Origin of the sequence: Sphingobium sp. SA916 (genome assembly GCF_002894065.1) — a bacterium.
In the GTDB taxonomy this organism is placed as follows: Bacteria; Pseudomonadota; Alphaproteobacteria; order Sphingomonadales; family Sphingomonadaceae; genus Sphingobium; species Sphingobium fuliginis.
On the sequence record NZ_LXYF01000096.1, the window covers coordinates 93,509 to 113,203 of the forward strand.

At 66.7% G+C, this 19,695-nt stretch carries 16 protein-coding genes; 8 read left to right on the forward strand and 8 right to left on the reverse strand.

Going from position 1 to position 19,695, the window contains the following annotated elements; genetic code table 11:
* Positions 1–66: 66 nt before the first annotated feature.
* From A8G00_RS23545 to hmgA, 4 genes are read right to left on the reverse strand one after another with little or no spacing between them, the layout of a single operon-like run.
* The gene (locus tag A8G00_RS23545) at positions 67–432 is read right to left on the reverse strand and encodes a Rieske (2Fe-2S) protein (RefSeq protein ID WP_099186540.1); all 366 of its coding nucleotides are present in this window, start codon (positions 430–432) and stop codon (positions 67–69) included.
* On the reverse strand, positions 429–1,073 hold the full coding sequence (gene maiA, locus A8G00_RS23550; protein WP_103001851.1) for a maleylacetoacetate isomerase: 645 nt from the start codon (positions 1,071–1,073) through the stop codon (positions 429–431). Before maiA ends, A8G00_RS23545 begins: the two co-directional genes overlap by 4 nt.
* On the reverse strand, positions 1,070–2,371 hold the full coding sequence (gene fahA / locus A8G00_RS23555) for a fumarylacetoacetase (RefSeq protein ID WP_103001852.1): 1,302 nt from the start codon (positions 2,369–2,371) through the stop codon (positions 1,070–1,072). Before fahA ends, maiA begins: the two co-directional genes overlap by 4 nt.
* Complete coding sequence (hmgA, locus tag A8G00_RS23560) at positions 2,368–3,678, reverse strand: homogentisate 1,2-dioxygenase (RefSeq protein WP_103001853.1); 1,311 nt, start codon at positions 3,676–3,678, stop codon at positions 2,368–2,370. The genes fahA and hmgA overlap by 4 nt, the downstream gene beginning before the upstream one ends.
* 108 nt (positions 3,679–3,786) lie before the next feature.
* Between hmgA and A8G00_RS23565 the strand changes: the two genes are divergently transcribed.
* Complete coding sequence (locus A8G00_RS23565; RefSeq protein ID WP_103001854.1) at positions 3,787–4,248, forward strand: MarR family winged helix-turn-helix transcriptional regulator; 462 nt, start codon at positions 3,787–3,789, stop codon at positions 4,246–4,248.
* Between the two features lie 129 nt (positions 4,249–4,377).
* On the opposite strand, the gene A8G00_RS23570 is transcribed toward A8G00_RS23565, so the two are convergent.
* Positions 4,378–5,274 carry a LysR family transcriptional regulator gene (locus tag A8G00_RS23570; RefSeq protein ID WP_103001855.1) on the reverse strand — a complete coding sequence of 299 codons (897 nt, stop codon included), beginning with the start codon at positions 5,272–5,274 and terminating at the stop codon, positions 4,378–4,380.
* Between the two features lie 100 nt (positions 5,275–5,374).
* Here A8G00_RS23570 and A8G00_RS23575 point away from each other — a divergent pair, with 100 nt between their 5' ends.
* The 5 genes from A8G00_RS23575 to A8G00_RS23595 all read left to right on the forward strand — a co-directional run bounded on the left by A8G00_RS23575 (position 5,375) and on the right by A8G00_RS23595 (position 12,802).
* Positions 5,375–5,983 (forward strand): TetR/AcrR family transcriptional regulator, encoded by a 609-nt coding sequence (locus A8G00_RS23575; RefSeq protein ID WP_025549485.1) that lies wholly within the window; start codon positions 5,375–5,377, stop codon positions 5,981–5,983.
* A gap of 347 nt (positions 5,984–6,330) precedes the next feature.
* Entirely contained in the window at positions 6,331–6,708 is a 378-nt protein-coding gene (locus tag A8G00_RS23580; protein WP_048576882.1) for a hypothetical protein, read from the forward strand.
* A 4-nt stretch (positions 6,709–6,712) separates the two neighbouring features.
* A complete protein-coding gene (locus A8G00_RS23585; RefSeq protein ID WP_103001856.1) occupies positions 6,713–7,963 on the forward strand; it encodes an efflux RND transporter periplasmic adaptor subunit in 1,251 nt (416 codons plus the stop codon).
* Between the two features lie 211 nt (positions 7,964–8,174).
* Positions 8,175–11,372 carry an efflux RND transporter permease subunit gene (locus A8G00_RS23590; protein WP_103001857.1) on the forward strand — a complete coding sequence of 1,066 codons (3,198 nt, stop codon included), beginning with the start codon at positions 8,175–8,177 and terminating at the stop codon, positions 11,370–11,372.
* Between the two features lie 11 nt (positions 11,373–11,383).
* Positions 11,384–12,802, forward strand: coding sequence for an efflux transporter outer membrane subunit (locus A8G00_RS23595; RefSeq protein WP_103001872.1), 1,419 nt, complete (start codon positions 11,384–11,386; stop codon positions 12,800–12,802).
* Between the two features lie 19 nt (positions 12,803–12,821).
* On the opposite strand, the gene A8G00_RS23600 is transcribed toward A8G00_RS23595, so the two are convergent.
* Genes A8G00_RS23600 through A8G00_RS23610 form a run of 3 tightly spaced genes read right to left on the reverse strand, consistent with a single transcriptional unit; the run spans position 12,822 to position 17,288 of the window.
* Positions 12,822–15,332, reverse strand: coding sequence for a TonB-dependent siderophore receptor (locus A8G00_RS23600; protein WP_103001858.1), 2,511 nt, complete (start codon positions 15,330–15,332; stop codon positions 12,822–12,824).
* 31 nt (positions 15,333–15,363) lie between these two features.
* A complete protein-coding gene (locus tag A8G00_RS23605) occupies positions 15,364–16,374 on the reverse strand; it encodes an ABC transporter substrate-binding protein (RefSeq protein ID WP_103001859.1) in 1,011 nt (336 codons plus the stop codon).
* 50 nt (positions 16,375–16,424) lie between these two features.
* Positions 16,425–17,288: a TauD/TfdA family dioxygenase gene (locus A8G00_RS23610; RefSeq protein WP_103001860.1), complete on the reverse strand. Its 864-nt coding sequence runs from the start codon at positions 17,286–17,288 to the stop codon at positions 16,425–16,427.
* A gap of 322 nt (positions 17,289–17,610) precedes the next feature.
* Here A8G00_RS23610 and A8G00_RS23615 point away from each other — a divergent pair, with 322 nt between their 5' ends.
* Positions 17,611–18,180, forward strand: coding sequence for a hypothetical protein (locus tag A8G00_RS23615; protein ID WP_192832861.1), 570 nt, complete (start codon positions 17,611–17,613; stop codon positions 18,178–18,180).
* 80 nt (positions 18,181–18,260) lie between these two features.
* On the forward strand, positions 18,261–19,598 hold the full coding sequence (locus A8G00_RS23620; protein WP_048576877.1) for an LLM class flavin-dependent oxidoreductase: 1,338 nt from the start codon (positions 18,261–18,263) through the stop codon (positions 19,596–19,598).
* Positions 19,599–19,695: the final 97 nt, after the last annotated feature.

The following is a 19,695-nucleotide window of genomic DNA, read 5'->3' on the forward strand; positions in this document are numbered from 1 at the left end:
GCCATGCTGCGCTCTGGCGGGAGTGGCGTCAAATCGAAGACGATCATGTTTGATAGAGATTATCTATCAAACCGCCGTCACGATCATTCCGTCTTCGACCGTCACGGGCCAAGGGGTCAGTGCTGCCCCGGCGCAGGGACCGCCCCGGCATGCGCCGTCGGATGGCGCGAAGAGGGCGCCGTGCCAGCTACAGGCGATCAGGGCGCCGTCCGGCGTCAGATAATCGTCCAGCTTCTGCGCCAGAGGCAGGCCCATATGGGGGCAGCGGTCGACATAACCGCGGACTTCGTTCCCGATGCGCAGGACGAAGCCGTGGAAGCGGCCCTTGCGCATCTGGATCACGAAATTGCGCGCCTTGCCGTCCGCTATGCTGTCGAGCGGAGCCAGGGCCACGCCCGGCGGGGTCGCGGTCAGCCGTTCGTCCTCGCTCATGGATCGGCGTCGGCCTGGACGGACGGATGGGCCATTGCGAAGGCGTCCAGCGCCCGCGCCTTTTCCCCCGCCGCGACGAGGGCGGGAAAGGCGGACAGGTCGACATGGAAGCGCTCCGCCGAATAGAGTTGCGGCACCAGATAGCAGTCCGCCAGCCCCGGCCGGTCGCCAAAGGCGAAACCCCGGCCATGGCGCGTCACCCATGCCTCCAGCGCGGCGAAGCCGTCCGTGATCCAGCGGGCGATCCATGTGTCGAGGGCGGGCTGGTCAGCGCCGAAGTCCTGCTTCAGCGCCTGAAGGACGCGCAGATTGTTGAGCGGGTGGATGTCGCAGCCGATCAGCGCCGCCATGGAGCGCACGATTGCCCGCCCCTCCGCATCGGGCGGCAGCAGGGGCGGTTGCGGCCAGCGTTCCTCGATCCACTCCAGAATGGCGGGGCTTTGCGTGAACGCAAAATCCTGCGTCTCCACGGCGGGGACCAGCCCTTGCGGGGACAGGGCGCGATAGTCCGGTTCCCGCTGCGCGCCGGTGCGCAGGTCGTGCGTGACCTGATCATAGGCCACGCCCTTCAGGTTCAGCGCGATCCGCACGCGATAGGAGCTGGTCGAACGCCAATAGCCGTGGAGGGTGAGCGCGCTCATCGCGCCGGCTCGATCAGGGCGCGGCATTCCCCGAAGCCGATGTGGACATAGCCGTCCGCCCGCGCCACCGCCTTCAGCGCCAGTTCGTCGCCATCCTGCAAAAAGGCGCGTTCCTCACCGGTCGGCAGGAGGATCTTCGTCTTGCCGCCCTCGGTCAGTTCCATGAGGCTGCCATAGCTGTCCGGCGTCGGGCCGGAGAGCGTGCCCGTCCCCAGCAGGTCGCCGGGATTGAGGTTGCAGCCGTTGGACGCATGATGGGCGACGATCTGCTGCGCGGTCCAGTACATGGAGGAAGCGGGGCCGCGCGAGAGGCGCACGGGCGCGAGGCCCTGCGCCCGCATGTTTGCGCTCGACAGATGGACCTCCAGATCGACGGACAGTGCGCCATGGGCCTGATCCTGTTCGTCCCACAAATAGGGCAAGGGTTGCGGGTCGCCCTGCGGCCTTGGAGGCTGGGCGATGCGGAAGGGGGCCATGGCCTCCGCCGTCACGACCCAGGGGGAGATGGTGGACTGGAAATTCTTGGCCAGGAACGGGCCCAGGGGCACATATTCCCATGCCTGGAAGTCGCGCGCCGACCAGTCGTTGAGCAGGCAGAAGCCCGCTATATGGTTCGCCGCCTCGGCAATCGGCACAGGCTCCCCCAGCGCATTGCCCGCGCCGATCCAGATGCCCAGTTCCAGCTCATAATCCAGTCGTTGGCTGGGCCCCACCACCGGAGCATCGGCATCGGGGGCCTTGCGCTGGCCCTGCGGGCGGATCACCGGCACGCCTGACGGCCGGATGGAGGATGCCCGTCCATGATAGCCGATGGGGACATATTTATAATTGGGCAGCAGCGGATTGTCGGGGCGGAACAGCTTGCCGATATTGGTGGCGTGGTGAATGCCGACATAGAAGTCGGTATAATCGCCTATCGCGGCGGGCAGGTGCAGCGCGCAATCCGCCGCCCGGTGCAGCAGGGGTTCGACGGCGTGGCGCTGTCCTTCATCGCTGAAGAGGGCGCTGAGCCAGCGGCGCAGCGCCAGCCGGTCCGCCGCCGGGAGCGCCATCAGGGCGTTGAGGGTGGTTCCGTGCAGGACGGCGGCGGCCGCGGCGGGAAGCAGGCCCGCTTCGGCGGCGGCGCGCAGGTCGAAAATCCGCTCCCCTATCGCGACGCCCGCCCGCGCCGCGCCGCCGGGGAGCGAGAAAATGCCGTAGGGCAGGTTCTGGACCGGGAAGTCGGGATGGCCATCGGCTCCCTCGACCCAGCTCGACCGGGTGGGATTATGGGTTTCGTCGATCTGCGGGAAGCTCATGCCCCCTCCTCTTCTCTTGAACCGGCCCCTTGCGGCAATTGCGCCTTGGTGAAGCCGGACCAGCAATCGTCATAATCCAACTGGCCCAGCGGCGTTTCCATCGCGAAGCGGGTCGGGCGAAAGGCGAAGCGGCTTTCGAACATGAAGGCCATGGTGTCGCTGATCCGGTGCGGTTTCAACTCGGCGGCCAGCGCGCCTTCATAGCTGGCCTTGTCCGGTCCGTGGCCCGCCATGCAATTGTGCAGCGACGCGCCGCCGGGCGCGAAGCCGCCTGCCTTGGCATCATAGACGCCGTGGATCAGGCCCATGAATTCGCTCATCACATTGCGGTGAAACCATGGCGGGCGGAATGTGTCCTCCGCCACCATCCAGCGCGGCGGGAAGATCACGAAGTCGCAATTGGCGGTTCCCGCCCGGTCGCTGGGGGAGGTCAGCACGGTGAAGATCGACGGATCGGGATGGTCGTAGCTGACCGTGTTCATCGTGTTGAACCGGCGCAGATCGTAGCGGCAGGGCGCGAGATTGCCGTGCCAGGCCGCCACGTCGAAGGGGGAATGGTCCTGCGTCGTCGTCCATAACCGGCCGGCGAATTTCTGGACGATTTCGTGGGGGCTGTCGTCATCCTCGAACCAGGCGGCGGGGGTTTCGAAATCGCGGGCGTTGGCGAGGCCGTTGGCGCCGATGGGGCCGAGGTCGGGAAGGCGGAACAAGGCCCCGTAATTTTCGCAGACATAGCCCCGCGCCGTTCCGTCGGGCAGGTCCACCCTGAACCGCACGCCGCGGGGGATCAGCGCGATCTGTTCCGGCGCGACGTCCATCACGCCCATTTCGGTGGTGAGGCGCAGCCTGCCCTGCTGCGGCACGATCAGCATTTCGCCGTCGGCATTGGTGAAGGCGCGCTTTTCCATCGGGCGGTTGGCGGCGTAGAGGTGGACGGCCAGGCCCTCGCCCGCCGCCGGGTCGCCCGCGCCGCAATAGCTGATGAGGCCGTCGAGGAAATCCACCGGTCTTTCGGGGAGCGGCAGGGGGTCCCAGCGCAGGCGGTTGGGCGTCGGGGGGGCTTCGTCGAAGGGGCCGCTGCGCAGGAGGGTTTCGGCCTCATAGGGGCGGTAGGGCGGGTGATTGGCCGCTGGGCGCAGGCGATAGAGCCAGCTTCGCCGGTTTTCCGAACGGGGCGCGGTGAAGGCGGTGCCGGACAGTTGTTCGGCGTAAAGGCCATAGGGGGCGTGTTGCGGGGAGTTGCGGCCCACCGGTAGGGCGCCGGGCGCCGCCTCCGTCGCGAAATGATTGCCGAAGCCTGTCAGCATGGCGGCTGCGGATGGCCTGCTCTCTCCCATTTCGGCGCGACTCCTATGGTATCAATTGTTACCATCATAGCGCTTTGCCGATGAAGTATCAAATGTTACCAGTTGCGGATGACCGCCAAGACGCTGCGCCTCGATCAGTTCATTCCCTATCGCCTGTCCTTCACGGCGGCGTTGCTGAGCGACACCATCGCGCAAAGTTATGAGAGGCTGTTCGGGATCAGCATTGCGGAATGGCGGGTCATCGCCTGGGTGGCGGAGCTTGGCGGCGTTACGCAGCAGCAGATCTGCGCCCGGAGCCGCATGGACAAGGTGACGGTCAGCCGGGCGGCGATTGCGTTGACCGGGCGGGGGATTGTTCAGCGCCTGCCCAATGCGGAGGACCGGCGGTCGCATCTGCTGGCGCTGACGGAGGAAGGGCGGCGGTTGCATGGGGCCATCGCGCCCAGGGCGCTGGAGCTGGAGAGCGGGATATTCTCGCATTTCAGTGCGGAGGAGGTGGAGGCGTTCGTCGCCATGTTGCGGCGGATCGATGCGATTGTGTTGGGGGAAAGGGAGGAGGAGAGAGGATAGTCCTTTTACCCATCGCCTCAGTGAGATGCGTCCACTTGAGGTTCAGGGCGGGGCCTTTCAGAACGCTCCGCTTGGGAGGCCCAATGGATGCTGAAAGGAGTTCAGCATGACGGGGAGTGGGGGCGCTCCTTAAACCGCCTCGCTCCGTCCTGAAATATCCCGCGCCACGGTCAGGACCGCTTGCGCCAGCGGGCCCAGCGGGGCGCGGTCGGAAACGATCACGCCGATCCGGCTCCCCTCCTCCGCGTCCGGCAGCGCGAAGGTGCGCACCCAGTCCAGACCGTCGAGCAGCATCGCATGGCTGTCCGGCACGATGGAGCAGAGCCGCCCCTGCCGCACCAGCGCGAACAGGGCGACATAGCTGTCCGCCGTCACCACCGGGCGCAGCGCGAGGCCACGCTCGCCCAGCCGGGCGTCCAATATGCGCCGGTTCTGCATGCCCTGATGGAGCAGGCACAGCGGCAGGGCGGCCACATCCTCCCAGTCCGGCGGGCGCTTTTCGTCCAGCACGCCCCGCGCCGCCACCAGCATGTAGCGCTCGACATAAAGGGGGGCGGCCAGCATGTGGGAGGGCGGTTCGAAATCCAGATAGGTAAGGCCCGCGTCCAGTTCGAAGGCGGTGAGTTCCCGCTCGATCTGGCGCGAGGTCAGCGCCCGGACCGAGATGTTGAGGCCGGGATGCCGCTCCAGCAGCGCCTCCACCAGCGGGCCGACGGCGGGCATGGCGGCCGGGATCGCGCCCAGGCGCAATTCGCCCTGCAAGGGGCCCTTGGCGACCGCCGCCGCCTGCATCAGATTGTCCGCCGCCGCGACAAGCTGCTGCGCCCAGGGGAGGATCGCCCGGCCCTCCTCGGTCAGCCCGGCGTAGCGGCGGTTGCGCTGGATCAGGCGCTTGCCGAGTTGCGCCTCCAGCGCGGAAATGCCGGCCGAGAGCGTGGGTTGCGAGACATGGCAGGCGGCGGCGGCGCGGGCGAAATGCCCTTCCCTCTCCAGGGCCAGGAAATATTGAAGAAGGCGGGTCTGCATGCGCGCTTTGCTCTCTTTTTTCCGGCTGATAGGGCAAAGTGGCGCTCCGTAGAAGCCGGGTCTGGACGATGGGCGCAACTCTCACTATATACCGCTCGGTATGGAAACACAGACTCAGACAGCGAGGGGACGCCCGAGGGAGTTCGATCCCGAAGAAGCGCTCAGTGCCGCGCTGACCGTCTTTTGGCGGCGCGGCTATGAAGGCGCGTCCATGGCGGAACTGACCGAGGCGATGGGCATCACCAAGCCCAGCCTCTACGCCTGTTTCGGCAACAAGGAATCGCTGTTCCGCAAGGCGCTCGACCTCTATGAGCGCGACAAGCTGTGCTACATCAAGTCCGCGCTGGACGAACCCACCGCAAAGGGCGTGGCCGAACGGCTGCTGCGCGGGTCGCTGGCGATCCAGACCGGGACGACCGATCCGCATGGCTGCCTGGGCGTGATCAGCGCGGTCGCCTGCGCCACGCAGGCCGAGTCGATCCGCGACGAGGTCATCGCCCGCCGCGCCTCCTCCGACGCGGCCCTGGTGGCGCGGCTGGAACGGGCGCGGGAGGAAGGCGACTTTCCCGACACGATCGAGCCGAAGGCGCTGGCCACCTATCTGACCGCCGTGGTGCAGGGCATGGCCGTGCATGCGAGCGCGGGGATGTCGCGCGAACTGCTGGAGCAACTGGTGGAGACGACGCTGGCCGTCTGGCCGGGGAAGTGACGGAAAACCGGGCTTTCCGGAATTCCATACCGAAAAATTACCAAACGGTATAAAAAGCCTGTTGACCCTGCTGCTGCACCGCATTATATACCAGTCAGTATTGAATAGACCTGCTCTCCAAAAGGGGTCACATGATGCGGACGTTTCTCAAACCCTGTCGTCGCTGACGACCTGACGCGACCAGCCCAACAGGGCGGCGCGACCTGACCATCATTCCATTGTTCGACGCGCGGCCCGCCGGTCGCGCGGCGGAGAGGTTTTTTTCCACGTTCGGCCGGGATGGCTCGCAGCGGACGACGATGCGTCGGCCCGATTCCCGGTTGCGCGTCATGCACAGGGGAATTGCCATGGCATTTCTGCAACTTGCCACGCTGGCCGAAGATGGCGGAGCGATTGGCGTCAAAAGGGCGGCGAACGCCGGTTTCGCGCCCGTCGAATGGCAGATCATCCAGCTTGCGCGGGGGGACGGCCTGTCGTCGCTGCGCGCGCCGGACCGCTGGGACCGGGTGAAAAGCTGGATATTTGGGGAGCGGGCCAATCCGCGCCTTGCCAACACGCGGCTGGAGAGCCTGCGCCGTCTGGCGGTCGACGCCTGGCATCGCGGCTATGCGGTCCGTCCTTCCTTCCTGAAGGCCTTTTTGAAGGCCGGATTCAACGAGGGCCAGCTCGAAACATTGCTGGCCAGCATCAGCGCGCAACGGCGCTTCCAAGGTTCCCGGAGCTGACACCATGAACATGCACACCCCCATCGACGTCGACACCAGGTCGGCCACCCCCCTCGCCCGCTGGCGAAAGCGCCATGTTTCGCTGGGCGTGATCGCGCTCGCCATCCTGGGCGGCGTGACGTGGAAGCTGATCGACAGGCCCGAGGCGCAGGCCGCCGCCACCCCGCTGGTCACCGTGGGCGTCTCCGCCCCGCTGACCCGCGCGGTGACGCAGTGGGACGATTATGTCGGACGCTTCGCGCCCAGCCAGACGGTCGAGATTCGTCCCCGCGTGTCGGGGTCGGTGACGGCGATCCACTTCAGGGACGGCGATTATGTGAAGGCGGGGCAACTGCTCTTCACCATCGACCAGCGGCCTTTCCTGGCGGCTCTGGCGGAGGCGAAGGCCAGCACGGCGAGCGCCCGCAGCGCCTTGCTGCTGGCGCAGAACGATTATAGCCGCGTCCAGCGTCTGACGGGGGACGAGGCGGTTTCCGCGAGTGAAGTGGACTCGCTCCGGTCGCGGTTGCAGGCGGCGCAGGCCGCGCTGGCGGGGGCGCAGGCGCGGGAACGGCAGCGGGCGTTGGATGTCGAGTTCACGCAGGTCCGCGCGCCGATTTCGGGGCGGGTTTCGGACCGGCGGGTCGATATCGGCAATCTCGTCTCGGCGGGCGAGGGGGCGGGCGCGACATTGCTGACGACGGTCAACAAGCTCGATCCCATTTACTTCAACTTCGACGCGTCCGAGGCGCTGTACCTGAAGTCGCAGCGCGACAGGGGCGCTGGCGGCGCGGTCGAGGTGCGGTTGCAGGATGAAGCGGATTATCGGCACAAGGGGCGGCTGGACTTCACCGACAACGGGCTTGACCCGCGTTCGGGGACGATCCGGGTGCGGGCCGTGTTCGACAATCCGGACATGTTCCTGACGCCGGGGCTGTTCGGCAATATGCGGCTGGCCAATGGCGGCAAGGTCAATGCCTTGCTGGTGCCGGATGAGGCGATCCAGTCCGATCAGGCGCGCAAGACCGTGCTGGTGGTCGGGCGGGACGACAGCGTCGCGGCGAAGCCGGTGGAGCTGGGTCCGGTGGTGGACGGGCTGCGCATCATCCGCGCGGGGCTGACGCCCGGCGACCGGGTGATCGTGTCGAACATTCAGGCGGCCATGCCGGGCGCGAAGGTCGCGACGAAGCCGGCGGCGATCAAGGCGGCTCCGGCGCCGGTTGCGGCGGTGGATAGCGCAGCTCCCATCGCGGCTCAGGCGACCTTCGCTCGCTAAGGCATCACCCCTCCCCGTTCGGGCTGAACCTGTCGAAGCCCTGCACTTTTCCTTGAAGAGAAGTGAAGCCCCCTTCGACTGCCTGCAAGGCAGGCGCTCAGGGCAGGCTTCGACAAGCTCAGGGCGAACGGAGGCAGAGGTAGGAAATCAAGCTGAAACGCGCGCTCCCCGGATCGCGAACCCCTTTTCACGCCATCGAGGAATTCGTCCGATGCGCCTCTCCCGTTTCTTCATCGACCGGCCGATCTTTGCCGCCGTGATCGCGGTGATCATCACCGTGGTCGGCGCGATCGCCTTTGTCGGTCTGCCCGTCTCGCAATATCCCGACATCGTGCCGCCCACGGTCACGGTCTCCGCCCAATATCCCGGCGCGTCCGCCGAAACCGTCGCGTCCACCGTCGCCGCGCCGATCGAGCAGGAAATCAACGGCGTCGACGACATGCTCTACCAAAGCAGCCAGTCGACCGGCGACGGCAAGGTCACGATCACCGTCACCTTCAAGGTCGGCACCGATCTGGACGCTGCGCAGGTGCTGGTCCAGAACCGCGTCGCCGTCGCCATCCCGCGCCTGCCCGAAGAGGTACAGCGGCTGGGCGTCGTCACGCGCAAGACCACCCCGGAATTCCTGATGGTCGTGAACCTCCAGTCGCCGGACGGGACGTTCGACCGCGATTATATCTCCAACTATGCGCTGACGCAGGTGCGCGACCGGCTGGCGCGGCTGGACGGCGTGGGCGACGTGCAGCTTTTCGGATCGCGCGACTATGCGATGCGCATCTGGATCGACCCCGACCGCGCCGCCGCGCTCAACCTGACGGCGGGCGAGATCGTGCAGGCCCTGCGCGCCCAGAATGTGCAGGTTTCCGCCGGTTCCATCGGCCAGCCCCCTTATGATCGCGGTGAAGCCTTCCAGCTTGGCGTCGAGATGCAGGGCCGCCTGACCGAGCCGCAGCAGTTCGCGGACATCGTCATCCGCACCGATGCGGACGGCCGTCAGGTCCGGGTGGGCGACGTCGCCCGCGTCGAGCTGGGCGCGCAGGATTATGGCATCAACACCTATCTGTCGAACAAGCCGACCGTCGTCATCGCGACGATGCAGCGCCCCGGCTCCAACGCGCTGGACGCGGCGGAGAAGGTGAAGGCGGAGATGGAGCAGCTTTCCAAGCGCTTCCCCAAGGGGCTGGAATATAGCGTCATCTACAATCCGACCGAATTCATCGCCCAGTCCATCGACGCCGTCTATCACACGCTGTTCGAAGCGGTGATCCTGGTCGTGCTCGTCATTCTGGTCTTCCTCCAGAACTGGCGCGCGGCGGTCATCCCGATCATCGCCATTCCGGTCTCGCTGATCGGCACGGCGGCGATTCTGGCGGGGCTGGGCTATTCGCTGAACAATCTGTCGCTGTTCGGGCTGGTGCTGGCCATCGGCATCGTCGTCGACGACGCCATCGTCGTGGTCGAGAATGTCGAGCGCAATATCGAGCATGGCATGTCGCCGCTGGAGGCCGCCCGCGTCTCCATGGATGAGGTGTCCACGGCGCTGATCGCCATCGTCCTCGTCCTGTGCGCGGTGTTCGTGCCGACTTTGTTCATCACCGGCATTTCGGGCGCTTTCTACCAGCAGTTCGCCGTCACCATTTCGACCGCGACGATCATTTCGCTGATCCTCTCGCTCACTCTGTCTCCGGCGGCGGCGGCGCTGTTGCTGAAGTCGAAGCCCCATGCCCAAAATGGCGCGCATGATCTGGACAATGCGCCGCGCTGGCGCCAATTGGCCGGGCAGGCGGCCGACCGCTTCAATCGCGGCTTCGACCGGCTGAGCGCTGGCTATGCCCGCCTCACCCGCTTCCTCGTCGCGCGGCCCAAGAAGATGCTGCTGACCTATTCGGGGCTGATCGCCGCCACCATCGCCCTGTTCTGGGTGACGCCCGGCGGCTTCATCCCCGCGCAGGATCAGGGCTATTTCCTCGCAGTCGTGCAACTCCCCTCCGGCGCGTCGCTGGAACGCACCGACAAGGTGACGCGGGAGGTCGCGGCGAAGATCCTGCCGGTCAAGGGGCTGCGCGGCGCGGTGATGTTCGCCGGTTTCCATGGCCCTTCGCAGACGCAGGCGCCCAACAGCGCCGCCATCTACTTCCCGTTCAAGACCTTCGCCGAGCGTCGGCAAGAAGGCGTCACCTATGCCGGGATCATGGAGCAGGCGAACAAGGCCGTCGCCGGTTATGACAAGGCCCGCATCCTGCTCGTGCCGCCGCCGCTCATCCAGGGCATCGGTTCGGCGGGCGGATACCGCCTGATGGTGCAGGACCGCGAGGATCATGGCTATGCCGGGCTGAACAGGCAAGCCCAGGACTTCATCGCCAAGGCGAACCAGACGCCCGGACTCAACATGGTCTATACGCTGTTCGATGTCGGCACGCCCCGCGTCTATGCCGATGTGGACCGGCGCAAGGCCGATCTGCTGGGCGTGCCGCCGGAGCGCGTGTTCGAAGCGATGCAGGTCTATCTGGGCTCCGCCTTCGTCAACGACTTCAACCTGCTGGGGCGCACCTATCGCGTGACCGCACAGGCCGATGCCGACCATCGCGGCACGGTGGCGGACATCGCCAATCTGAAGACCCGGTCGAACAGCGGGCAGATGGTGCCCATCGGTTCCGTCTCGACCTTCAGGGACAAGACCGGTCCCTATCGCGTGGTGCGCTACAACCTGCTGCCGGCGGTGGAGATCGACGGCGATACCGCGCCCGGATACAGTTCGGGCCAGTCGCTGACGACGATGGAGAAGCTGGCCGATTCCACCCTGCCCGCCGGTTATGGCAAGGAATGGACGGGCGTCGCCTATCAGCAGGTGATCGCCGGCAATACGGCGGGCGTCGTCTTCGCCATGGCGGTGTTCTTCGTCTTCCTGGTGTTGGCGGCGCAATATGAAAGCCTGACGCTGCCGCTGTCGATCATCCTGATCGTGCCGATGTGCCTGTTCGCGGCCATGCTGGGCGTGAATTTGCGGGGCATGGACAATAATATCCTGACGCAGATCGGGCTGGTCGTGCTGATCGCCCTGGCGGCGAAGAACGCGATCCTGGTGGTCGAGTTCGCCAAGCAGGCGGAGGAGGAACAGGGACTTTCGCCGGTGGATGCCGCCGTTCAGGCAGCGCAGACCCGTCTGCGTCCGATCCTGATGACCAGCTTCGCCTTCATCCTGGGCGCGGTGCCGCTGGTGATCGCGAGCGGGGCGGGCGCGGAGCTGCGGCAGGCCTTGGGCACGGCCGTCTTCTTCGGGATGACCGGCGTGACGGCGTTCGGCCTGCTCTTCACCCCCACTTTCTATGTCGTGTGCCGCGCATTGGGCGACCGCTTTTCCCGCAAGGGCAAGGGTCAGGCCCCCGCCGCGCTGCAACCCGCCGAATAAGGAACGGCATGATGATCAAGACACTCCTCCCCCTTCTGCTCGGCGCGTCGGCCCTGACCGCTTGCGCCGCAGGGCCGGACTATAAGGCCCCGGCTACCCCGACCGCTGCTGCCGGGGCCTTTATCGGCGCGGCCGGTCCGGCGGCCAGCACAGCAGTCAGCACGGCGCAGGCCGACGAGCATTGGTGGCGGCTCTACAGCGATCCGGTGCTGGACGGGCTGGTGCAGGACGCGCTGAAGGCCAATAGCGACATCCGCGTGGCCGTCGCCCGGCTGGAAAAGGCCCGCGCCCAGTTGCGCGGCGCCCGTTCCGACAGGCTGCCGCAGACGACCCTGAGCGGTTCGCCCAGCTATGGCCGGGCGTCGGCGGCGCAGACGCTGCCGGGGGCCGACCGCGAGAACTGGACCGTCGATGCGGGGTTGAACGTCGCCTATGAGGTCGATCTGTTCGGGCGGGTGAAGCGCAGCATCGAGGCGGCGAAGGGCGACGTGAACGCCGCGTCGGCCGATGCCGACGCGGTGCGCGTGGCGGTGGTCGCGGACACGGTGCGCGCCTATGTCGACGCGACCAGTTCGGCGGAGCGGATCGCCGTGGCGCGGCAGACGGTGGCGCTGCTCGACAACAGCATCCGCATCACCAATGCGCGGTTCGAGGTGGGCCGGTCGGACCGGCTGGACGTGATCCGCGTGACGGCGCTGCGCGACCAGCAGGCGGCGATCATCCCCAGCCTGATCGCCGACCGGGACAGCGCGCTGTTCCGGCTGGCGACGCTGACGGGGCGCACGCCGCAGGAGCTGCCCGCGCCCGTGCAGGACCAGAAGACGACGCCCGGCCTCAGCCAGCCCATACCGGTGGGGGACGGGCGCGCCCTGCTGGCCCGGCGTCCGGACGTGCGGGCCGCCGAGCAGCGGTTGGCCGCCGACACGGCGCGGATCGGGGTGGCGACGGCGGACCTTTATCCGCGCATCACGCTGGGCGGATCGATCGGCACGACGGCGGTGGGCGGCGGCGATATTTTCGGCGGCGGGCCGTTCCGCTGGCTGCTGGGGCCGCTGATCAACTGGGCCTTCCCCAACAGCCAAGCCAATCGCGCAAGGATCGCGGCGGCAAGGGCCGATGCCGACGGGTCGCTCGCGGCGTTCGACGGCACGGTGCTGCAGGCGCTGGAGGAAACCGAGACGGCGCTGTCCGTCTATGCCCATGCGCTGGAGCGCCGCGATACGCTGAAGGCCGCGCGGGAGGCTGCCGGGCGGGCGGCCCGCATCAGCCTTGCCCGGCAGCGGGAGGGGCAGATCGATTTCCTGACCGTGCTGGATGCGCAGCGGACGCTGGCGGCGGCGGAGAGCGATCTGGCGACCGCCAACCGGGCGGTGGCCTTCGCCCAGGTCGACCTGTTCAGGGCGCTGGGCGGCGGCTGGACCAGCAGTTGAGCCCGCAGCGCGGCGGCGGTCAGAAGCGCGCCGAAACGCGCCCATAATAGAAGCCGCCGCTCAGCCCGAACGGCGCGAAATTGCCGTAGGCGCCCGATCCGTCATAGGCGATCACGCCATGGCGGTCGGGATAGACGTCGAACAGATTGTTCGCGCCGACCGACAGCGTCAGCCGATCGCTGATGTCATAGCCGACATCGAGGTCCGCGATCCATTTCGCGCCGAAGCGCCGGTCGCCGGTCGCGACATTGCTCGATTCCACATAGCGGCCGAAGCGGGTCAGCCGCGCCAGCGCATGCAGGCGGCCCAGCGACCAGTCGTTCGTCAGCACCAGCTTCGTGCGCGGGGTCGCGGCGACGAGGTCGCGCTGCGCCTGGCGCCCGAACAGGGTGACGTTGAGCGAGGCGAGTTCCGGCGGCGTGTCGACGACATGGGTGATCTTCGTGCGGTTATAGCTGTAGGCCGCGTTCAGGCGGAAACTGCCGAGCGCGCCGGTGCGCAGCGTATATTCCGTCACGACGTCGATGCCGCGCGTGCGGGTGTCGATGGCGTTGGCGAAGAATTGGGCGCTGTCGACATCGTCGATGCCGTTGGCGACCAGGATGGCGCGGATGGCCGCGCCTCCATTGGCCGCCGTGCCGAGGAATTCGGTCTTGACGATGCGGTCGTCCACCGCGATCTGATAGGCGTCGACGGTGAGGCGGAACGGTCCGCGCTCAAAGGACAGGCCCGCCGTGTAGTTGAGCGACTTTTCCGGCTTGAGCGGGGTGGCGCCCAGCGCCTGCGCGGCGATGCTGCCGACCGGCAGGAATTTCGATGTGGTGCTGACCCGGTTATTGCCGATGATCGTCGCCGTGTTCTGCGTGGTCGAAAAGCCGCCCTGCGCCAGCGAGGGAGCGCGGAAGCCGGTGTTGACGCCGCCACGGACGGCAAGGCCGGGCGCGAATTCGTAACGGGTCGAGAATTTGCCCGACACCGTGTCGCCCGCGCTGTCGTCATAATGTTCGAAGCGTCCGGCGACGCCGACGAACCAGCCGGGCGTCAGGTCGGTCGACAGGTCGACATAGGCGGCGATGTTGTTGCGGCTGAGCGTCGCCTCGTCCGCCGGGGAGGTTCCGGTGAAGGAAACCAGTCCCGGCGATGGCGACCGCCCGCCATAGGCGTTGCCGAAGGGCGTTCCGTCGGCGGGGATCACATAGCCGCCGTCGCGGTAGCTGTCCGGCTCCCCCGCGCGGTTGCGGAACTTCTCCCAGCGATGCTCGAACCCGATGGCCACGTCGAGCGGACGGGCCGTGCCTATGTCGTAGCCGCGGGTGAATTCCAGATTGTTGACCCAGAGGTCCTGTATCTGCTTGCCCATGAAGAAGCTTGTCGGGCTGGACGGGCCGAGCGAAGGGTTGAGAGTGCCTTCGGCGCCCAGCTTCACATGGTCGCGCCCATAGCTGGTGGAGAGGTCGAACGACCAGCCTGCCGTCAGATCGCCGCGCAGGCCGATGGCGGATTGCCAGTCCCATTCCTCGATGCGCCGGCGCGCCTGGAAGCCGGAGGGATAGAGGCCGGGAAGGGATGTCTGGCCCTGCACATTCGCCTGCCCGCCATAGCCGGTGGTCGCCGGGAAGATCGCGCCGCGCTTGTCATCGATGTCGCGATAGCTGAGGGTGGAAAAGCTGTAGGCGGTCAGCGCGCCGAGGGGCAGTTCGGCGTTGACCGATCCGTTGACGATCTTGTCCCGGTTGGACCGGCCATAGCCGCCCGCGATCAGATGATCCGCATGGGCCTCGCGCGGGTCCGGGGCGCCGTTCACGAAAGGATAGACATAGGGCACAGGTTCGGCGGAGCTGTCGGCGCGGTCGTGATACTTCCCCTCCACGGCGATGCGGACGAAGCCGTCGCCGCCGATGCGGGTGCCGTAGCTTAGCCCCTGCTGCACCAGTGCGCCGCCCTTTTCGTAAAGCTGCCCGGCGGTGGCTGAGAAGGAGCCGCCCTCCGGCGCGTCGTCCAGCAGGATGTTGATGACGCCGGAAATCGCGTCCGACCCATATTGGGCGGCGGCGCCGTCGCGCAGCACCTCGATCCGGCCCACGGCGTTGGTGGGGATGAGGTCGATGTCGACGGGGGTGGAACCGCCCGATATGCGCGAAAGGTTATTGATGAGCGCGGTCGTGTGCCGCCGCTTGCCATTGACCAGCACCAGCAGATAGTCGCCCGACAGGCCCCGGATGGAGATGGGGCGCACGCTGGCGGAGGTGCCGCCGCCGCCCAGCGCCGGCATGGTGAGGGAGGGGATGATGTTGCCCAGCACTTCCTTGAGGCCCGTGCGGCCGGTGGCCTGCAATTCCTGGGGACTGATGACGTCGATGGGCACGGGGCTGTCCGCCACCGTCCGTCCCCCGCCCCGGCGCGTGCCGGTGACGACGATGGCCGATCCGGCGGCTTCCGCATCGTCGGCGGCGGCAAGCTCCTGCGCGGCGGCGAAGGATGGAAGGACGGCGCCGGAAAGTGCGGCGCCGGCGAGAAGCAGGCTTTTCATCGGAGATCCTTCGAAATGAAAAAAGAGGGCGTCAGTCCCGCCGGGCCAGGGTCGTGGCGTTGAAAGACGGGTCATAGGCGCCGCGAATGTCGGGCAGCGCGGGGATGATGCCGGCGCGGCGGTAACGGGCAAAGATTTCGGCCTGTTCGCGAACCAGAGCATCGTTTATCGGTTCCGCCGTGCCGATATAGGCGGTGATGGAGAAGCGGGCGACCTTGAAGGGCAGGCCGGTCTCCTGCGCCAGCGTCCGGGCGAAGGCGTCGGGATGCGCCGCCGCCCAGCGCCGCGCCCGACTCAGCCGCGCCAGGAAATCGGCCAATATCGGCCGCTTGCCGTGGATCGCGGACTCCGATGCCGCAAAGAAACCCGTCTGGGCGGGAAGGCCGCTGGCATCGGCCAGCACCCGGTCGCCATTTTCCATGACAGCGATGCCGACATAGCTGCCCCAGGTCGACCAGGCGTCGATCGCGCCGCTTTCCAGCGCCGCCTTGGCCGCGCCGTTGTCGAGATAGGTCCAGCGGACATCGGACGACGCAAGGCCCGCTTGTTCGATCAGGCGGAGCGCCAGATCCTGCCCGGCCGAACCGCGCACGGTGGCAAGCTTGCGCCCCTTGAGCTGCGCCACGGACCGGACCGGCGAGTCCTTCGGCACGACGATGGCGGAGGCGCGGCCAACGCCGGGGCCCTGCGGACGATAGGCGAAGACCGCCTTGATCTTCGCGCCGCCGGCATAAGCGAAGGCGAAGGGCGGAGCGCCGACGCCCCCCACATCGATCGCGCCCGCCGCCAGCGCCTCCAGCAAGGGAGAGGCCGCCGGAAACTGCGCCCATTCGATCCGGTAGGGCAGATCGTCCAGTTCGCCGGCGGCGCGCATCAACGCCTGCGCGCCGCCGCGCTGATCCCCGATCTTCAGGACGGGGCGGCCCGGATCGCCCCCGCCATGCGGGCGGAGCGAGGCGAAGCCGATGGCGGCGAGCGCGATCAGGGCGAAGAGGACGATCCAGGGAAGAACCCTGCGCCGGGAGAGGATGGTGCGCGTCATGGCGTCTCCGGGACCGGCGGCGGCGGCAGCCGCAACCGGCCCGCCAAGGATCAGAGGTTCGCGTAGAGCGGTTCGTCCGCGATCAGGATGCGTTCCAGCACGCGCGGGAAATCGCCATAGTTGCGCACGGCATAGTGAACCGCCGCCCGATTGTCCCAGAAGGCGACCGAGTTGGGACGCCAGGAAAAGCGGACCTGATATTCGGGCCGCTTATATTGCCGGACGATCTCCTCCAGCAATTCGCGGCTCTCCGCCAGTTCCACGCCCAATATCTGCGGCCGCTGGGTATAGTTGACCCAGAGGATCTTCTGCCCGGTTTCGCGATGGGTGCGCACGACGGGATGCGCGACGATCGGATAGTCGTGCCCGGCGCCGACCAGAGCTTCCCGGAAGTCATGGGTGACGTGCAGCCCCTCCAGCCGCGCCTTGATGTCGTCCGACAGCCCTTCATAGGCGAGATGCGCGTCGACCCAGATGGTGTCCCCGCCGACATCGGGCAGGGTGACGGCGCGCAGCACGGCGCCCCAGGTCGGCACCAGCCGCCAGCTCGTGTCGCTGTGATAGGCGTCGCCCGGCCTTACGTCCCGATGGATGCGCTTTTCATATCGGGCCGCGTCGGCCGCCGCGATCTTGTGGATGGGCGCGATCCTGGAATCGGCGGTGGTGCTGGGATGGGTGTAGAGCGGGCCGAAGGCCGCGGCGAAGGCGGCATGCTGTTCATTGGTCAGCGGCTGGTCGCGGAAGAACACGACCTTGTAGCGCAACAGGGCGGCGCGGATCGCGTCGCGCTGTCCGGGGGAAAGCGGCCTACTGAGATCGACGCCGTCGATTTCGGCGCCGATGGTCGGTTGCAGGGGGCGGATGCCGATGATCCCATCGGCGCGGTCCAGAATATCTGCTGCTGCGGAGGACATATCATCACCTTTCAAGGTCGCCGGACGATTTCCGTGCAGGACCATTGCTAAGGGATGGATGCGCCGTCCGGTTATGATGATTGGTCGGCATGCTTTGAATATACGAATATTATTGGCAATACTCATCCATGTGGAAATACGGGTCGTTCAATATCATTGCCTTGGCGGAACAATTGATCGGTCCTCCTATTCCAATCATTCATGGTTCTTCGGGCAGAGAAAATAACTGTTCGCTGTCCGAAGCCTGTAGATCGAAACGGAAGGAGCGCCGCCACATCCGGTCGGGATCGTGGCAATTGCCGGAATAACGGAGATCGCGCCGATGGATTATGTGACGATCGATTTCGAAGCGAGCTGCCTTCCCCGTCATGGCCGGTCCTTTCCCATCGAGGTCGGAATAGCCGATGCGAAAGGCGCCCGGTCCTGGCTGATCCGTCCCCTGACCGACTGGCGCGCATGGGACTGGACGCGGGAAGCGCTGGACCTGCACGGCATAAGCCCGGAGCAGCTGGAGCAGGAGGGCATGCCGGCCGATCGGGTCTTCGCCGAACTCGACCGGGCGGTCGGCGGTCGGCGCCTTGTCGCGGACAGCGGCATCGACGGTTATTGGTGGGATATGCTGGCGAAGGCCGCCGGCCGGGAAAGCGCCCGTCCGATCGAGCATGTCTCCGCCATCCTCGACGCGCTGGCGGTGACGAGCGAGGACATATTCGCGGCGCAGCGGCATGCGGACCGGCTTTGCCCGGCCCGCCATCGCGCGGCGAACGATGCGCTGTGGCTGTGGACAGTGTTGGCGAAGCTGGAACCGTGCGCCGGGGAGTTGCCGCATCCGGCATATTTGCCGTCGCTGCCCAATTACGAGCCGCGCTCAATGGTTTTGCAGAATCGATAAATGGGCGACCATTATGCGTTGGTCGGCCGATGGGCGGAATAATAGACCGGTCCGCGCCAATCATTGAGCGAGAACCGATCATGTCCCAGCACCGTCATATCAAGCTCGGCTTCATCCTGCACGGCGTCGGCCGCACCTGGAACGACTGGCGGCACCCCGGCCGCGACGTCAATGCCAGCACCAGCCTGGCCTTTTACCAGAAGCAGGCGGCCACCGCCGAACGCGGCAAGTTCGATTTCCTCTTCGTCGCGGACAGCCTGTCGATCACGGAGAAGTCCAGTCCGCATTATCTCAACCGCTTCGAGCCGATCACCATCCTGTCCGCGCTGGCGGCGACCACATCCCGCATCGGGCTGGTGGGGACGCTGACGGTCAGCTATTCCGAGCCGTTCAACGTCGCGCGCCAGTTCGCCTCGCTCGACCATCTGAGCGGCGGCCGGGCGGGATGGAACATCGTGACGTCCTGGCTGGGCGATACCGCCGCCAATTTCAGCAAGACCGAGCATCCGCCCCATGCCGTGCGCTACCGCATCGCCGGGGAATATCTGGACGTGGTCCAGGGCCTGTGGGACAGCTGGGAGGAGGACGCCCATGTCGCGGACAAGGAAAGCGGCCAGTTCGTCGATCCGGAGCGGCTCCACCGGCTGGACCACAAGGGCGAGTTCTTCCAGGTGCGCGGGCCGCTCAACATCAAGCGGACGCCGCAGGGCCAGCCGGTCATCTTCCAGGCGGGCGCTTCGGACGACGGGCGCAATTTCGCGGCGAAGCGGGCGGAGGTCATCTTCACCCATGCCGAGGACGAGGAGGCGGGCCGGGCCTATTATGCCGATGTGAAGGCGCGGGCCAAGGGTTTCGGCCGCGATCCGCACCAACTGTTCATCCTGCCGGGAATCGCCCCGATCGTCGGAGAGACGGACGAGGATGCGGAGGCGCGTTATCGCGAACTGGCGTCGCTGGAATCGATCGATACCGGCCTTGGCTTCCTGTCGCGGACCTTCAACGATCATGATTTCCGCCAATATGATCTGGACGCGCCCTTTCCAGACGTCGAGCATATCGGCATCAATAGCCAGCAGAGCGCGACGTTGCGGATATTGGCATTGGTGCGCGCCGAAAAGCTGACCCTGCGGCAAGTGGCCGAAAGGCTGGCGACGCCGCGCGGCGCCTTCGTCGGATCGCCCGAGACCGTTGCCGACCGGTTGCAGCAATGGTTCGAAAGCGGCGCCGCCGACGGCTTCGTCGTGTTCGAGCCGCTGCCCGGGCAGCTCGACCTGTTCGTCGACAGGGTGATCCCGATCCTGCAGGCGCGCGGGCTGTTCCGCACCGAATATGAAGGCACCACCTTCCGCGAACATCTGGGCCTAGCCCAGCCGGACAATCGCTACAGCAGCAAAGCGGCCGAAAAGAGCGCCGCCTGATCGCCCGCGGGCCGACGGGCGGGCCGGGCTTTGACGGAGGAGAGCGGCAAGGTCGCTCCCCCTTGCCGCCGGTCGGATCGCGAACGGAGCGGGATCG